Source organism: Frankia sp. CgKIO3, assembly GCF_977946435.1.
In genome coordinates, this window is record NZ_CDWTMO010000025.1 from 18,689 (window position 1) to 34,602 (window position 15,914).

General features: G+C 69.5%; 13 protein-coding genes. 5 read left to right on the forward strand and 8 right to left on the reverse strand.

The window, feature by feature from the left end; all coding sequences use genetic code 11:
* Positions 1 to 125: 125 nt before the first annotated feature.
* Positions 126 to 1,064, reverse strand: coding sequence for an SPFH domain-containing protein (locus AC08OJ_RS05095; protein WP_476593692.1), 939 nt, complete (start codon positions 1,062 to 1,064; stop codon positions 126 to 128).
* Between the two features lie 127 nt (positions 1,065 to 1,191).
* Positions 1,192 to 1,626: an NfeD family protein gene (locus AC08OJ_RS05100; RefSeq protein ID WP_476593691.1), complete on the reverse strand. Its 435-nt coding sequence runs from the start codon at positions 1,624 to 1,626 to the stop codon at positions 1,192 to 1,194.
* Positions 1,627 to 1,751: 125 nt separating this feature from the next.
* Between AC08OJ_RS05100 and glgX the strand changes: the two genes are divergently transcribed.
* Both glgX and treY read left to right on the forward strand, forming a co-directional pair.
* Entirely contained in the window at positions 1,752 to 4,013 is a 2,262-nt protein-coding gene (glgX, locus tag AC08OJ_RS05105) for a glycogen debranching protein GlgX (RefSeq protein ID WP_476595170.1), read from the forward strand.
* Complete coding sequence (treY, locus tag AC08OJ_RS05110; protein WP_476595171.1) at positions 4,003 to 6,498, forward strand: malto-oligosyltrehalose synthase; 2,496 nt, start codon at positions 4,003 to 4,005, stop codon at positions 6,496 to 6,498. The genes glgX and treY overlap by 11 nt, the downstream gene beginning before the upstream one ends.
* Positions 6,499 to 6,548: 50 nt before the next feature.
* Here treY and AC08OJ_RS05115 read toward each other — a convergent pair whose 3' ends face one another.
* On the reverse strand, positions 6,549 to 7,352 hold the full coding sequence (locus AC08OJ_RS05115) for a GntR family transcriptional regulator (RefSeq protein ID WP_476593688.1): 804 nt from the start codon (positions 7,350 to 7,352) through the stop codon (positions 6,549 to 6,551).
* Positions 7,353 to 7,548: 196 nt separating this feature from the next.
* Here AC08OJ_RS05115 and AC08OJ_RS05120 point away from each other — a divergent pair, with 196 nt between their 5' ends.
* Positions 7,549 to 8,331 (forward strand): class I SAM-dependent methyltransferase, encoded by a 783-nt coding sequence (locus tag AC08OJ_RS05120; RefSeq protein WP_476593687.1) that lies wholly within the window; start codon positions 7,549 to 7,551, stop codon positions 8,329 to 8,331.
* 10 nt (positions 8,332 to 8,341) lie between these two features.
* Here the strand turns inward: AC08OJ_RS05120 and AC08OJ_RS05125 are convergent, their stop codons facing one another.
* Together AC08OJ_RS05125 and AC08OJ_RS05130 are read right to left on the reverse strand one after the other, a co-directional pair.
* Positions 8,342 to 9,298: a D-alanine--D-alanine ligase family protein gene (locus tag AC08OJ_RS05125; RefSeq protein WP_476595172.1), complete on the reverse strand. Its 957-nt coding sequence runs from the start codon at positions 9,296 to 9,298 to the stop codon at positions 8,342 to 8,344.
* A gap of 28 nt (positions 9,299 to 9,326) precedes the next feature.
* On the reverse strand, positions 9,327 to 10,532 hold the full coding sequence (locus tag AC08OJ_RS05130; RefSeq protein ID WP_476595177.1) for an aminotransferase-like domain-containing protein: 1,206 nt from the start codon (positions 10,530 to 10,532) through the stop codon (positions 9,327 to 9,329).
* A 308-nt stretch (positions 10,533 to 10,840) separates the two neighbouring features.
* On the opposite strand from AC08OJ_RS05130, the gene AC08OJ_RS05135 reads away from it, so the two are divergent.
* Positions 10,841 to 11,044, forward strand: a complete 204-nt coding sequence (locus tag AC08OJ_RS05135) for a hypothetical protein (protein ID WP_476594395.1) — start codon at positions 10,841 to 10,843, stop codon at positions 11,042 to 11,044.
* Here AC08OJ_RS05135 and AC08OJ_RS05140 read toward each other — a convergent pair.
* Positions 11,041 to 12,051: a transposase gene (locus AC08OJ_RS05140; protein WP_476595173.1), complete on the reverse strand. Its 1,011-nt coding sequence runs from the start codon at positions 12,049 to 12,051 to the stop codon at positions 11,041 to 11,043. The two genes, AC08OJ_RS05135 and AC08OJ_RS05140, sit on opposite strands and share 4 nt — an antisense overlap.
* 434 nt (positions 12,052 to 12,485) lie before the next feature.
* A complete protein-coding gene (locus AC08OJ_RS05145; protein ID WP_476595174.1) occupies positions 12,486 to 12,719 on the reverse strand; it encodes a hypothetical protein in 234 nt (77 codons plus the stop codon).
* Positions 12,720 to 13,105: 386 nt separating this feature from the next.
* Here AC08OJ_RS05145 and treZ point away from each other — a divergent pair, with 386 nt between their 5' ends.
* Complete coding sequence (gene treZ / locus AC08OJ_RS05150; protein ID WP_476594391.1) at positions 13,106 to 14,887, forward strand: malto-oligosyltrehalose trehalohydrolase; 1,782 nt, start codon at positions 13,106 to 13,108, stop codon at positions 14,885 to 14,887.
* A 280-nt stretch (positions 14,888 to 15,167) separates the two neighbouring features.
* Here treZ and zapE read toward each other — a convergent pair.
* A partial coding sequence (gene zapE / locus AC08OJ_RS05155; RefSeq protein ID WP_476594390.1) for an AFG1/ZapE family ATPase occupies positions 15,168 to 15,914 on the reverse strand: 747 nt, incomplete at its 5' end.

A 15,914-nucleotide genomic window follows, 5' to 3' on the forward strand; every position in this document is an offset into this window, starting at 1 on the left:
CGGGCTCGGAATGGGCCGATCGGGCAGGTCGCCCAAGGAGACAGGTCACCCGAAAAGATCAGGCGACGACAGCCGGCGGCCAACGGGCGCAGGACCGATGAGCCGCCGGGCCGGGAGACCCGGGGTTACGAACCGGTCGACGGAGGTCCCGCGGACGGGCCCTCGGCGGGCGCGGGACGGGCCCCGACAGTCTTGTGCGCCTGGTCCGCACCGCCGACGAACAGGCCACCGAGGGCGGTGGTCAGCTCGCTGGGCACGATCCACAACTTGCTCGCCTGCCCCTGGGCGATCCGCGGCAACGTCTGCAGGTACTGGTAGGCTAGCAGTTTCTGGTCCGCGTTACCCTCGTGGATCGCCCGGAAGACGGTGTCGATCGCCTGGGCCTCGCCCTGGGCGGTGAGGATCTGCGCCTCCCGCTCCCCCTCGGCCCGCAGGATCGCGGCCTGCTTCTCGCCCTCGGCCCGCAGGATCTCGCTCTGCTTGACGCCTTCCGCGGTCAGGATCGCGGCCCGGCGGTCCCGCTCGGCCCGCATCTGCTTCTCCATCGAGTCCTGGATGGACTTCGGCGGATCGATGGCCTTGAGCTCCACCCGGTTAACCCGGATTCCCCACCTTCCGGTGGCCTCGTCGAGCACGCCGCGCAGCTGCCCGTTGATCTGGTCCCGCGAGGTGAGGGTCGCCTCCAGGTTCATCCCACCGATCACGTTGCGCAGCGTGGTGACGGTCAGCTGCTCGATCGCCCGGATCACGTCCGCGATCTCGTAGGTCGCTGCCCGTGGGTCAGTGACCTGGAAGTAGATCACCGTGTCGATCCCGACCACCAGGTTGTCCTCGGTGATCACCGGTTGCGGCGGGAAGCTGACCACCTGCTCCCGGAGGTCGATGCGGTCACGGACCCGGTCGACAACTGGGACCAGGATCGCGAGGCCCGGCGTCAGCGTGCGGTGATACCGGCCCAGCCGTTCGATGACCATCGCGCGCGCCTGCGGCACGATGCGCACCGCCCGGACCAGAAAAATCAGTAGGACCGCCGCGATCACCGCGGCGGCGATCACTCCTGCCATGGCGTACCCCTCACTTTCAGCCCCCTCGATGCCGGCCGTCCCGATGCCGGCCGGTTGAAGGCCGACCGTCCCGATGTCGGCGCTGTCACATCCACTGGCATCGCCGGGGGCGCCGGGGCCCCGGTCGTCAGAGCTCGAAACTGTGGACGATGGCAGTGGCACCATCGATGCGCAGCACCCGCGCCTCGCTGCCGGCCTCGAGCACGGTGGTGGTGGGGTAGGACCGGGCCGACCAGATCTCTCCCTTGACCTTCACGCGACCCCCGTCGCCGTCGACCCGCTCCACCACCATCGCGCGCTCTCCGACGAGCGCGTCGGTACCCGTGAGCAGGGGCGGCGTACGTTGCAGCTGACGCTTCGCCACCGGGCGCAGTCCCAGCCCGAATCCACCCGCCGCGACCACGAAGGCAACGATCTGCCAGACCAGATCGACGCCGAGCAGCGCGACACCGGCCCCAATGAGCGCGGCCAGCGCGAACATCGCCAGCGTCAGGTCCAGCGTCAGCAGTTCGCCGACGACCAAGGCGCCGGCGATGACGATCCAGATCGTCCCGTCGGGCATGACTCCATGATAGACTGCTTAGTTCAGTGGGCGATCAAAGGATCTTCAAAGATCGCAGGCGCCGCAAACCAGGAATGAAGTGACCTCGGCCCGCGAATACCGTTCGGCCCGTAGGCTTCGGTCGTATGTCACAGGTATGGCCCGGCAGCCCCTATCCCCTGGGCGCTACGTACGACGGATCGGGCACGAATTTCGCGATCTTCTCCGAGGTCGCCGACCGGGTCCAGCTGTGCCTGTTCGACGACGCGGGCAACGAGGAGCGGACCGACCTGCGGGAACGGGACGCCTTCGTCTGGCACGCCTACCTTCCCACCGTGGGACCGGGCCAGCGCTACGGCTATCGGGTCCACGGGTCCTACGACCCCGCCCGAGGGCTGCGCTGCAACCCCACCAAGCTCCTCCTCGACCCGTACGCGAAGGCGGTCGACGGGGAGGTCGCCTGGGACCAGGCGGTGTTCCCCTACACCTTCGGCGACCCCGACAGCGTCAACGACGCCGACTCCGGCCCCCACATGATGAAGTCGGTGGTAATCAGCCCGTTCTTCGACTGGAACGGGGACCGCCCGCCACGCCGGCCCTACAACGAGTCGGTGATCTACGAGGCGCATGTCCGGGGGCTGACCAAGAACCATCCCGGCCTGCCGGAGGAGTACCGCGGGACCTACGCGGGAGTCGCCCACCCGGTGATGATCGACCATTATCGCAAGCTCGACGTGACCGCGATCGAGCTGCTGCCGGTGCACCAGTTCGTCCATGACGAGCATCTGGTCAGCCGCGGGCTGCGCAACTACTGGGGCTACAACTCCATCGCGTTCCTGGCGCCGCACAGCGGCTACTCCGCCTCCGGCGGCCACGGCCGCCAGGTGCAGGAGTTCAAGGGAATGGTCAAGAACCTGCACGAGGCCGGGATCGAGGTGATCCTCGACGTCGTCTACAACCACACCGCCGAGGGCAACCACATGGGTCCGATGCTGTGCTTCCGCGGCATCGACAACAGCGCCTACTACCGGCTCGTGGACAACCGACCCCAGTACTACATGGACTACACGGGCACCGGCAACAGCCTGCGGGTACGACACCCGCACGTGCTACAACTGATCATGGACTCGCTGCGTTACTGGGTTACCGACATGCACGTCGACGGGTTCCGGTTCGATCTCGCGGCGACCCTGGCCCGGGAGTTCTACGACGTCGACCGGCTGTCATCGTTCTTCGACCTCGTCCAGCAGGATCCGGTGGTCTCCCAGGTCAAGCTGATCGCGGAACCGTGGGACCTCGGCGAGGGCGGTTACCAGGTGGGGAACTTCCCCCCGCTGTGGACCGAATGGAATGGTAAGTACCGCGACACTGTCCGTGACTTCTGGCGCGGGCAGGACCACGGGATCGCCGAGTTCGCCTCCCGGCTGACCGGATCGAGCGACCTGTACGAGAACAGCGGGCGCCGGCCGTGGGCGTCGATCAACTTCATCACCGCGCACGACGGGTTCACCCTGCACGACCTGGTCTCCTACAACAAAAAACACAACGAGGACAACGGCGAGGACAACCGGGACGGTTCCGACGACAACCGGTCGTGGAACTGCGGAGTCGAAGGGCCCACCGACGACCCGACCGTCCTGTCCCTGCGCGCCGCGCAGACCCGTAACCTGCTGACGACGCTGTTGCTGTCCCAGGGGGTGCCGATGCTGGTCGCCGGAGACGAGATGGGACGCACCCAGCAGGGCAACAACAACGCGTACTGCCAGGACAACCCGATCTCCTGGCTGGACTGGTCGGACGCCGAGCGCAACGCCGACCTGATCGAGTTCACCGGCCTGCTGTCAAGACTGCGCCATGATCATCCTATCTTCCGCCGCCGCCGGTTCTTCCAGGGCAAGTCGCTGCGCGGGCAGGGCGGCACGATGCACGGCGCGGCCGAGGCGGCCACCGGCGGGCAGGCGGGCGGCCAGGACGCGGACGGCAGCGGCGGGCGCTCCGGCGACGACCCCGCCGTCAAGGACATCGCCTGGCTTCGCCCGGACGGCACGGAGATGTCCGACAGCGACTGGGAGTCCGGGACGGCGCGATCACTCGGCGTCTACCTCAACGGTGAGGGGATACCGGACCCCGACGCGCTGGGCCAGGCCATCATCGACGACTCGTTCCTGCTGTTCTTCAACGCCCACCACGAACCGGTCGGGTTCCAGACGCCGGCGACCAGTTTCGGCAGTTCGTGGGAGATCGTCGTCGACACCCGCCCGTCGACGGCCGAGGTCGACGCCCGGCTCAGCGACACCGCGCTGCTCCACTCGGCCCTCGATCCCGCGAGCATGGGAAGGGCCGTGAAGGCCGGCGATCCCATCGAACTCGACGCCCGCTCGACCGTCGTGCTGCGCCGTGTCAGCTGACCCGGCGCATCCCGGCGGGGGGTACGGCGCCGACCGGGTGGTACCGACCGCCACCTACCGGCTCCAGCTCAACCTGGACTTCTCCCTCACCGACGCGGCGGTCGTCGTCCCCTACCTGGCCACGCTCGGCGTCTCCCACCTGTACCTCTCGCCCGTGCTGGAGGCCGCGCCCGGCTCGGCCCACGGCTACGACGTCGTCGAGCACGGGCAGATCAATCCCGAGCTGGGGGGGACCGGCGGGCTGCGCCGGCTCGTCGCCGCGTGCCGCAAGGCGGGACTCGGCCTGATCGTCGACGTCGTCCCCAACCACATGGCGATCGCCCCGGAAACGACGAACGCGGCCTGGTGGTCGGTGCTGCGCGAGGGACCCGAATCCCCCTACGCCAGCTGGTTCGACATCGACTGGGCCTCCCCCGACAACCCCGGCCGGGTGCTGGTGCCGATCCTGGGCGCCGGGCTCGCCGACTGCCTGGCGGCCGGGGAGATCTCCGTCGAACAGGACGAGGACGGCGAGTGGGTCGTCGTCTACTACGACCACGTGCTGCCCGTCGCCGCGGGCACCGCCGACCCCGACGACGTCGCCGCGACCCTCGACGCGCAGTTCTACCGGCTGTGCTGGTGGCGGGTCGCCGCGACTGAGCTGAACTACCGGCGGTTCTTCGATATCACGACCCTGGCGGCGCTGCGCCAGGAGGACCCGGACGTGTTCGCCGCCACGCACCGGCTTCTCATCGAACAGATCCGCGCGGGGACCTTCGACGGGCTGCGCATCGACCATCCGGATGGGCTCGCGGACCCGGAGGACTACCTGCGCCGGCTGTCGGAGGCCACCGGCGGGGTGTGGACCGTCGTCGAGAAGATCCTGGAGGATGACGAGGCGCTGCCGGACACCTGGGCCTGCGACGGCACCACCGGCTACGAGGGAATCGGCCGGCTGACCCGGCTGTTTCTCGACCCGATGGCGGGTCATCCCCTCGCGGTGCTCTACGGCGAGATCACCCGCGCGGACCCCGACTACGAGGCCGAGGCGCGGGCCGCCAAGCTCGACGTCCTCGCGGGCGTGCTCCAGCCCGAGGTGGACCAGCTGACGAGCCTCGCGCTCGGGGAGGCCCGGGAGGCCCGGGCCGACCTCACCCGAACCGGTCTGCACGAGGCGATGTGCGAGGTCCTCGCCGCCTTCGACGTCTACCGGGCCTACCTCCGCCCGGACGGCACGCCGAGCCTGGAGGCCCGCGGGCATGTGGTCCGCGCCTGCGAGCAGGCCCGCTCCCACCTGCCGGGCCGGGCGACCGAGGTCGACCTCATCGAGGACCTGGCGCTGGGCGGACCGGCCGAGTTCGTCGTCCGGTTCCAGCAGACCTGCGGGCCGGTGATGGCCAAGGGCATCGAGGACACCGCCTTCTACCGGTATGCCCGGCTGCTGGCGCTGAACGAGGTCGGCGGCAACCCCGGCCGCTTCCCGGCGTTCACGACCGGGCACCCGCGCAGCGCCGTCACCGAGTTCCACGAGGCGAACCTGTCGGTCCAGCGAAACTGGCCACTGACGATGACCACCCTGTCGACGCACGACACCAAGCGGTCGGAGGATGTGCGGGCCCGGCTCGCGGTGCTGTCCGAGGATCCCCGCGGCTGGGCCGAGGTGGCCGGCCGGCTCGTGCGGCTCGGGGAACGCCACCGCGACACCGAGCAGGGCTGGCCCGACCGGGTCACCGTCTACTTTCTGCTGCAGACCCTGGTCGGCGCCTGGCCGCTGCCCGCCGACCGGGCCACGCAGTACATGCTCAAGGCCGTCCGGGAGGCGAAGACCCACACGAGCTGGACCGACCAGGACCCCGGCTACGAGGCGGCCCTGACGAACTACATCGAGTCGGTGCTGGAGGACGACGAGTTCGTCGGCATCCTGGAGCGGTACGTCGCCACGCTGGTGGAGCTGGGCCGGCAGAACTCGCTGGCCCAGAAGCTGCTCCAGCTGACCATGCCCGGGATAGCGGACGTCTACCAGGGCCAGGAGCTGTGGGATCTCTCCCTCGTCGATCCGGACAACCGGCGGGCGGTCAACTACGGTGATCGCACCAAGCTGCTCGCCGAGATCGGTGTGGAGTCGACCGCCGAGACCGGTGCGCCGCGTCGCCCGCCGACCCTCGACGACTCCGGCCCGGCGAAGCTGCTCGTCGTCGCCCGGGCACTACGGACCCGCCGCGACCATCCCGAATGGTTCGGGGCGGACGCGATCTACCGGCCGCTGTGGGCCTCCGGCTCGGCCGCGGAGAACGTCGTCGCCTTCAGCCGGTCCGAGTCCGTCGTCACCGTGGTGCCCCGCCTCGTCCTCGGCCTGCGCCGCGGCGGCGGCTGGCGGGACACCACCATCCCCCTACCCGAGGGACGCTGGACGGACGTGCTCACCGGCCGCAAACACGACGGCGGCACCGCCTACGTGCTCCGGCTGCTACGCGACTTCCCGGTAAGCCTGCTCGTCCGCGCGTAGCACGCGGCGGCTCGACAAAGTCATTAGTGTCATTAGCTGACCGTATTCGGCTACCCTGCCAGGTTGGGGCGGTTCTCGGCGGTGGCGGGGGTGGTAGGCCACTGGGCACTCGGATCGCGGGTGATGGTCTGCTCCACCTCGAACCGGCCGCCGTCGACGTACGTGATGTTGACCTCGACAGGATGCCCGGTCGCGCCGCTGATCGTTGTTCGGGATAGGACAAGGAGCGAGGCACTGCGGGAAATCCCGAGGTCTCGGGCCTGATCGGGGGTTGCTGGGCGGGCACCGATCGTGCGTGTCCAGGTCAGGGGTCCGTGGCCCAGGTCATGTTCGAAGCGGTCATAAATGCCGCCTGGCCCCGTCGAAGCGGCCTCCAGAATCGTGCCGCGGGCGAGCTCGGCAGGCAGGTAGGAGTCAGAGATCTGCACGGGCTGGCCGCCGGGGCCGACGACACGGTGACGTTCGAGAACCTCGCTGCCGGGCGGAACGCTAAGAAGGCGGGCGACATGCGGCGGCGCGGCCATCCAGCGGCGGGTCGGGGTGGTGACCGGTGACCAGTGCCCGGCGGCCGGGTTGAAGATGTACCCCAGGTCGTTACGGCGAACGGTGCGGCCGAGCTCAAGTGGTTCTGGCGGTGCCGACCGGTCAAGTACGACGACACCGGACTTTTCCACGATCCTGACCCGGCCCTCCAGCGCGAGTAGGCCGAGGGCCTCCGTGATGACGCCACGCCCAACCCCGAACTCCTTGGTGAGGGCTCCGTATCCGGACAGGCGACTACCCACCGGGTAGGGCGTGAGTTCGGCGTCCAGGCGGCGGCGCAGCTCGGTCGCAATCTCCTCATATCTACTCAAAGGACACCCCTCGTCACTCAAACTGTACCGGTACTGTTATCGATCAATAGATTGGATCACACTGTCAGTACCGGTACAGATCAGGTTACCAGCATGTAACAGCGATGCCGTTGCAGGGCTGGCCTCCCCTACCCGACCTGAGGTGATGACCTATGCCCACAGCCTGGAACCCTCGATCGCATCAGCAGGGGGCGCGATGACGAAGGAGACGGATGAGTACGGCGCCCGCACCTACGGAGACGCCATCAGCGCCGCCTATGATGATCTTTACGGCACGTTTGTGGCACCCACCGGGCAGATCAAGATCCTTGCGAAGTTCGCCGGCGCCGGCCCCGCGGTCGAGATGGGGGTGGGCACCGGGCGGGTAGCGATCCCGCTGGCCCAGTCCGGCGTACGGGTGATCGGTATCGACGCCTCCGACGAGATGACCCGAGTCCTCGCCCGCCGCGCCGCCATCGACCGGCTTCCCATCGACGCGATCACAACCGACGCCGCCACGTTCACCGTCTCCGAACCGGTCCCGCTGGTCTACGCGGTCTTCAACACCTACTTCCTCCTTGCGACCGAGGACACCCAGGCGGCCTTCCTCCGGCAGACCCGGACCGCGCTGCACCCCGACGGCCGGCTGGTCATCGAGACGTTCGTCCCCCGGCCCGACCGTCTGCCCGACGGCCCGTACCCCGGCGTGTTCCCCGCGGACTCGGCGGTGACCGTCAAGCAGCGAAGCCCCCAGCGCCTGGTGCTCTTCGCCTCCACCAATGACCAAACCGCCCAGATGTTCAACTACCACGAGCTGGTGTTCACCGACGGGAAGCTCCCCCGGCTGTACCCAGGGAGCATGCGTTACTGCTGGCCGGAGGCGATCGACGAACTCGCCACCCAGGCCGGGCTGACGCTGGAAGAACGGTGGGCCGACTGGGACCGCTACCCGTACGATCCGACGTCGAGCCGCAAGCACATCTCCATCTACCGGCCCTGAGCCCGACCGTTCAGCCGCCCGCGCGTTCCACCGCCCGGGCGGCAAGGTCCCGGCAGACGACACCGAAATCCAGCCCTGCCGCGGCAAGACCCATCGGCCACGTGCTCGTCTCGGTCATCCCTGGTGCGACATTCGTCTCCAGGTACCAGATCGTGCCGTCCTCGCTCACAATCAGGTCGGTGCGGGACAGATCGCGTAGGCCCAGGACACGGTGGGCGGTCAGCGCTGCGTCGGCCGCCGCATCGGCAACCTGCCGGCTTACCGGCGCAGGGATGACGAAGTCAGTGGCACCGGCGGTGTAGCGGGCGGAGTAGTCGTACCGCCCGCTCACCGGGCTGATCCCCACCGTGGGCAGAGCCAGCGGCCGGTCGTCGGTCTCGACCACCCCCACCGTGATCTCGACACCGGCGACCGCCCGCTCGATCAACGCCCCGTCGTGGTAGCCGAAGCAGGTCATCAGCGCGGCGGGCAGCTCGGCCGCGTCCGCCACGTAGCTGACACCGAACGCCGACCCACCGGCGCGGGGTTTGACAACCAGCGGGAGGCCGAGCCGGTCGACGATCCGGCTGATGAGCCCGGCAGCGCCGAGATCATGGAAGGCTTCCTTCGGAAGAGTCACCGACGCCGGAGTCGACAGCCCGGCGGAGGCGACCGCCGCCTTCGCGATCGGCTTGTCGAACGTCGCTCGGCAGGCCGCCGGTATCGCGCCGACATACGGCAGGGCGTGCAGGTCCAGCACCTCACGCAACGTGCCGTCCTCTCCCGACACGCCATGTAGGACCGGCAACACCACCGTAGGCGGCTCGGCGGCGAGCGCGGGCAGCAGGCCGGCGTCGACATCGCGGAGCTCGGCATCGATACCGATCCGGGTCAGCGCCGCGTGCAGCCGGTTCGCGGACCGCTGGGATACCTCCCGTTCGACGGACAGGCCACCGGCGAGTACGAGCACCCGGCCCAGATCAGTCATCGTGCCCCTCACAGCGACGGTCGGATGATCAAGAGGAAGTGGTCGGTCGCGGACGCGGGCCAAAGGTGGCCAGCAGCTCCAGCTCCCGGGCAATCACCTCGCCCAGGCGGGTCACCCCGTCGCGGATCCGCTCAGGCGGAGGATGGCAGTAGGACAGCCGCATGCTGTTGCCCCCCGACCCGTCCGCGTAGAAACCGCTTCCCGGCACGTAGGCCACCCGGGCCTTCACCGCGGCAGGCAGCATCGCCCGTGCATCGATTCCCTCGGGCAGGGTCGTGAACACGAAGAATCCACCGGCCGGCCGGGTCCACATTGTCCCCGCCGGCATCGACGTCTCCAACGTGGTCAGCATCGCGTCCCGACGCTCCCGGTACAGCTCCCGCAGCACCTTGAGCTGCTCCGGCCACGGCTGCATCGTCAGGTAACGGTCGACCGCGAGCTGCGCGAACATCGAATGCGACAGCATCGCTGACTCGGCAGCCAGCACCAGCTTGTCCTTGACCGCAGGCGGCGCCAACACCCAGCCCACCCGGAGCCCTGGCGCCAAAGTCTTCGAGAACGACCCCAGATACACCACGTCGCCCGCCGCATCCGCCCGCAGCGCCCGCATCGGCCCCCCCTCGAAGCCCAGCAGGCCGTACGGGTTGTCCTCAACCACCAGCACCCCGGCGCGCCGGCACACCTCCACCACCTCCGACCGCCGCGCGGCAGTGAGGGTCACCCCGGCCGGATTCTGAAACGTCGGCACCGTGTAGAGCATCTTCACCGCCCGCCCGGCCGCGGCGAGACGCTCCAGGGTTTCCGTCAACGCATCGGGGAGCAACCCGTCGGTATCCATCAATACGTGCACCACCTGGGCCTGGTAGGCGACGAACGTGTTGATCGCCGTCACATAGGTCGGAGCCTCAGCGAGGACAACATCCCCCGGATCGAGGAAGATCTTCGCCATCAGGTCGAGAGCCTGCTGCGACCCGACCGTCACCACGACGTGGTCGGGCTCGGCATCGATACCCTCCATCGCCATCACGGTGCAGATCCGTTCCCGCAGCCCGGGGTCGCCTTGCGCGGAGCCGTACTGCAATGCCACCGGGCCACGCTCCAGGACAACATCGGCCATGGTCTGGGCGATCGCGTCCATGGGCAGCGCGGTCACGTCCGGCATCCCACCCGCCAGCGAGACGATCTCCGGGCGGGACGCGACCGCGAACAGGGCCCGAACCTCGCTGGGCACCATCCTCTGCGCACGCTCGGCGTACCGCCCCCGCCACGGATCCAGGCTCACGCGAGGCGACACTACCGGGCGTACACAACCCTGTCGCACACTGGCACAGCAGCTCACGCTGTGGACCTGTTGATCGATCGATCCGCGCAGCGGGACGTAGGCATCGACGCGTGCCAGACAACGGCCCTGCTCGTTTGAAGGAGCACCGCGGGTCCGGTTAAACGGGTCCGGTTAAACGGGGCGACGTCCCGGCTGATCAGCCGAGCTGACCCTGCACGTCGACTGGGGCGGTAGCAGGCAGATCCGGTCTCGTAGGGGCGATGAGGACACGCGCGACCTACCGGCCGCTGTGGGCCTCCGGCTCGGCCGCGGAGAACGTCGTCGCCTTCAGCCGGTCCGAGTCCGTCGTCACCGTGGTGCCCCGCCTCGTCCTCGGCCTGCGCCGCGGCGGCGGCTGGCGGGACACCACCATCCCCCTACCCGAGGGACGCTGGACGGACGTGCTCACCGACTCTGCTGCTTAATTCGCGGTTCGGGTTGTGCGCTGCTGGCTGAGGCGGGTGAGTCCGCTGGTTCGGGGTGTGAAGGGTGGTTGGTCGGGGTTCCAGTGGGCGTCGAGGCGGATGACGTTGACCGCGGTGGCGGAGAAGGCGTGTTGGAGGCGGGTCTTGGGCAGGCCGCGGTAGCGGGCGTTGCGCAGGCCGGTGATGTCGAGGGTCTGGTTGATGGTGCCTTCGATCCCGGCGCGCAGGGCATACCTGGTCTTCCAGGTGTCGGTGGCCTGTTCGGCGCGGGCGGTGGTCAGGGTCTCGTGGAGTTCTCGGGGGCGCAGGCTGAGGTAACGGGTGCGGCGGGTGGAGGTGGTGCACGCTTTCTGCGCGGGGCAGGGGTGGCAATCGGTGCGGGCGAACGCGACGACGATGGCGTCGCGGTTGTGCTGGCGGACGGGGTACCAGCCGGTGCTGGTGTGGCCCTGCGGGCAGCGGGCCTGGCGGGCTTTCCAGTCGATCCGGAACGCGGCCTTGTCGTAGCCAGCGCCGGCCTTGGCCTGGGGGGAGTGGTCGAGGAGAGCTGGGGTGACCATGGTGATGCCCCGGGTGGCGGCGGTGTGGATGAGGTCGGCGGAGGAGTAGCCGGCGTCGAGGTAGTGCTCGCCCGGGGTGAGGCCACGGTCGGTGAGGGTGGCCTGGACGATCTCCGTGGCCTTCACATCCGGGACGCTCGCCTGGGTGGTGAGAACGTCCGTGATCAGCCGTAACGGCACGGCTTCGGCTTCGGCTTCGGCTTCGGCTTCGGCTTCGGCTTCGGCTTCGGCTTCGGCTTCGGCTTCGGCTTCGGCTTCGGCTTCGGCTTCGGCTTCGGCTTCGGCTTCGGCTTCGGCGGGAGGATCGCAGGTTTCGGTGAGGTGGACCTTGTAGCCGTACCAGAACAGGTCGTCGCCCTTGGCCGCCCACCGCGCATCCGGGTCGTAGGGGGAAGCCAAGCAACGATGTCCAGGCGGGACGCCCTGCTTGTCGGCGTCCCGCTTCACGATCACCTCCCGTCCCCGGGGATCGGTGGACAGGTAGTAGGTCTGCACCAGCCATCTACCGCAGGAAGTCCTCCCCACGCCCGTGGGGGTGATCCGGCCGAGACCATCGGTGTCGATCCCGGGGTGAGATCCTCCCCACGCCCGTGGGGGTGATCCGGCCGAGACCATCGGTGTCGATCCCGGGGTGAGATCCTCCCCACGCCCGTGGGGGTGATCCGGACGCGGCGGAGGATCTGATCGACCCGCTGCCATGCCTCCGGAGGGATGGGGCCGAATGGGTGGGCCAAGCCGGAGATCGGCATCCACACGATCAGCTCCGGCAGTATCGTGCCCCGGATCGGATCAATGATCCCGGCGTCCGCGGCGTAGTCGTCATGCGGCAGGGGGTCGCCAGGGATGACCGGGCAGGTCACCATCCGGCCCGTGCCCACACCTCACCCTGTCGCACGACGCCGCAGCGCCTCCAGCCGGAAGAACTCGGCGTTGAGATACTCCGGCGTCACCCCGAGGGCGGCGTTGCGCTGCTGCTGCCGGGCGAAGCGGGCCGTCCAGATGGCGTCGGTCAGCGTTTTATCTACCCACGCAGACAGGCTGAGCCCGGCGGCCTCGGCCTGCGTCCGGGCATCCTGCAGCGTCGCCGCCCGGACCGACACGTTGAGGTTCGGCATGTCACGCATCATAGGACGGCCCGTCACATCGCCCCCGGCTGTCCTCGCCGTCGCGTGCGGTTGCGATCCCTCGTAGGGGCGATGAGGACCCGAAAATCAACGCGCAGGTGGGACGGCGTGTCGTAGGCCCGGCGGAGGGGCGGGACTGCAGCGAACCTCCGGTCGAACATCACGACGACGAAATCATGGCATAACGGTGCCATCTGATCAAGATACGGAGGCATCGCACGGCGGTTGCCCTCCCTCCGGTCGGACTACCTCGCTGCCATCTCGGTGCCATCCGGCTCGGCATGCCGGGCAGCCGGGCGCCTTCGGCCGGGGACCGATGTCGTCACCATTGTCGCCGTCACGGCGTGTCCGACGGCTCTGACAGGTAGACAAGACCGATGAGCACCCTCCGGCTGTGGGCCCCTGAGGCGAAGACGGTCAGCCTGGTCGTGGCGGGCTCCGCCGGCGACTCGACGCACGAGATGACCGCCGGGAAACGGGGGTGGTGGTGGGTCAACGTCCCGTCCGCGAAGCATGGCACGGACTATGCCTTCCTGCTCGACGGCGGCAGCGAGGAGCTGCCCGACCCCCGATCGGCCCGGCAACCGGGGCCGCTGGGGGTTCACGACCGGTCGCGGCTGGTTGACCACTCGGCCTTCCCCTGGACCGACGGGACCTGGCGAGGCATCGCGCTGGCCGGCAGCGTGCTCTACGAGCTGCACGTCGGGACGTTCACCCCGGAGGGCACCTTCGACGCGGCCATCGGCAAGCTCGACCATCTCGTCGAACTCGGCATCGACGCCGTCGAACTGCTGCCGGTCAACGCCTTCCCGGGCCGGCACGGCTGGGGCTACGACGGCGTCGGTCTGTACGCGGTGCACGAACCCTACGGCGGCCCGGACGGGCTCAAGCGCTTCGTCGACGCCGCGCACGCTCGCGGCCTCGGCGTGATCATGGATGTCGTCTACAACCATCTCGGCCCGGACGGCAACTACCTCGGCCGCTTCGGCCCCTACTTCACCGACCGCTACAGCACTCCGTGGGGCCCCGCGGTCAACCTCGACGCCCCCGGCTCCGACGAGGTCCGCGCGTTCATCATCGACAGCGCCCTGTCCTGGCTGCGCGACTACCACTGCGACGGGCTGCGTCTCGACGCCGTCCACGCCTTTCAGGACAGCCGGGCCCTGCACCTGCTGGAGGAGATCGCCGAGGCGGTCCACCGGCTCGGCGCCCAGCTGCGCCGCCCGCTGTTCGCCGTCGCCGAGTCGGACCTCAACGACCCGAAGCTGGTCGCCGCACCCGAGGCCGGCGGGTACGGCCTGGACGGGCAGTGGTGCGACGACATCCATCACGCGCTGTGGGCAACCCTGTCCGGCGAACGGCAGGGGTACTACGGGGACTTCGGTTCGATCTCGACCCTCGCCCACGCGCTGACCAGTGGGTTCGTCCACGACGGCGGCTACTCGACGTTCCGCGGGCGCTCCCACGGCCGGCCGATCCCCCCGACCACGCCCGCCTACCGGCTCGTCACCTTCCTGCAGAACCACGACCAGATCGGCAACCGGGCCGCCGGCGACCGGGCGTCCGCCACGCTCAGCGACGGCCTGCTCCGGATCGGTGCGGCCCTGCTGCTCACCTCGGCGGTCACCCCGATGCTGTTCATGGGCGAGGAGTGGGGTGCCCGCACCCCCTGGCAGTACTTCACCGACCACACCGCCCCCGGGCTGGGGGACGCGGTGCGGGAGGGCCGGCGCGCCGAGTTCGCCGCCCACAGCTGGGAGCCGCAGGACGTTCCCGATCCCCAGGACCCGGCGACCTTCCAGCAGTCGAAACTCGACTGGTCCGAACCGGGCCGGGAGGGTCACTCCGACCTGCTGGACTGGCACCGCCGGCTGATCGCGCTGCGTCGCCGGCTGCCGGCGCTGACCGACCCGGCGTGGTCCTCGGTCGCGTGCACCTTCGACGAGGAGGCCCGCTGGCTGGTGGTCCGTCGCGGCGACGTGGCGATCGTCGTGAACCTGGCCGCCGAACGGCAGGCCGTCCCCCTCGACGGCGTCCCGTTCGACGCCCCGGCCGCATCCGCCCACGGGTTCACCTACATGCCGGGACGGGTGGAACTCGACGGCGAGTCGGTCGTGATCATCCGTCTGCTCCCCCCGGCCGAGCCGACCGCCGGCTGACCCGTCAGCGCACCGGCCGTCAGCGCCGGGTGCGGTCCCTGGACAGCACGAAATAGAGCCCGCCCAGCACCGCCAGCCCCACCAACAACACCATGACGAGCAGCACGACGTAGGTTCCCATGCACCCATGGTCGCAGGCCCCGGCACGACCGCCAGCGGGTCACCCACGCCCGGAACGGCGAACAGATACTCCGGCAGATCCGGCGTCCGGACCGCCGGCTCCGACACCCCACTCGGGTGCAGCGGCCGCACGTTCGGGCCGCGCGCCCGGCCTGGTGCGTCAGCCGGGCAGCATCCCGGCGACGCGGCCCGCGGTGCCGTTCCCCGCCGCGGCGTCCCGGCCCAGCGCACTCAGCCGGGACGTGGCCCGCTGGTACTTCTTGCGGTGCGGCCCGGCGAGCAGCTCCGCTCCGAACAGCTCCCCGAAGGGCACGCCGGAGGCCACGACCGGGACCGACGGGTCGTGGAGCCGGTCGGCGAGGACCACGACCCGCAACGCCACCGCCTGATCCTCGACCGGCGCGACCCGGTGCAGGCAGACCAGGGTGACTCCGGCCACGAGCGCGCCGTACCGAGAGGGGTGCAGTCCGGCGAGGTGCTCGCACAGCGCGGCGAATCCGTCCTCGGTCGCCCCCTCCTCGGCAGCCGCCCGCGCGCCGACCTCATCGTCAGTATACGGCGGGGGCGCGGCCGGAAGACCCCGGTGCCGGTAGTCCTCCCCGTCCACCCGGAGGATGTCGAACCTGGCCACCAGACCCTGGATCTCACGGCGGAAGTCGGCGGCGGCGAACCGACCGGCACCGAGGTCCTCCGGCTGGGTGTTGCTCGTCGCGGCCAGGTGGACACCGGCCTCGACGAGCCGGGTCAGCAGGCTGGACACCAGCACCGTGTCGCCGGGATCGTCGAGCTCGAACTCGTCGATCGCGACCAGGCGCAGGCCCGCGAGAGCCTGCGCGGTCGCGGCGAATCCCAACGCGCCGACCAGGGAGGTCAGTTCGACGAACGTGCCGTACGCTTGTCTTCCGCA

Bases quoted from the DNA above. Each gene is read 5' to 3' on its own strand.
- AC08OJ_RS05095 (WP_476593692.1), bottom strand. From the start codon at position 1,064: ATGGCAGGAGTGATCGCCGCCGCGGTGATCGCGGCGGTCCTACTGATT.
- AC08OJ_RS05100 (WP_476593691.1), bottom strand. From the start codon at position 1,626: ATGCCCGACGGGACGATCTGGATCGTCATCGCCGGCGCCTTGGTCGTC.
- glgX (WP_476595170.1), top strand. From the start codon at position 1,752: ATGTCACAGGTATGGCCCGGCAGCCCCTATCCCCTGGGCGCTACGTAC.
- AC08OJ_RS05120 (WP_476593687.1), top strand. From the start codon at position 7,549: ATGACGAAGGAGACGGATGAGTACGGCGCCCGCACCTACGGAGACGCC.
- AC08OJ_RS05125 (WP_476595172.1), bottom strand. From the start codon at position 9,298: ATGACTGATCTGGGCCGGGTGCTCGTACTCGCCGGTGGCCTGTCCGTC.
- AC08OJ_RS05130 (WP_476595177.1), bottom strand. From the start codon at position 10,532: ATGGTGCCCAGCGAGGTTCGGGCCCTGTTCGCGGTCGCGTCCCGCCCG.
- AC08OJ_RS05135 (WP_476594395.1), top strand. From the start codon at position 10,841: ATGAGGACACGCGCGACCTACCGGCCGCTGTGGGCCTCCGGCTCGGCC.
- AC08OJ_RS05145 (WP_476595174.1), bottom strand. From the start codon at position 12,719: ATGCCGAACCTCAACGTGTCGGTCCGGGCGGCGACGCTGCAGGATGCC.
- treZ (WP_476594391.1), top strand. From the start codon at position 13,106: ATGAGCACCCTCCGGCTGTGGGCCCCTGAGGCGAAGACGGTCAGCCTG.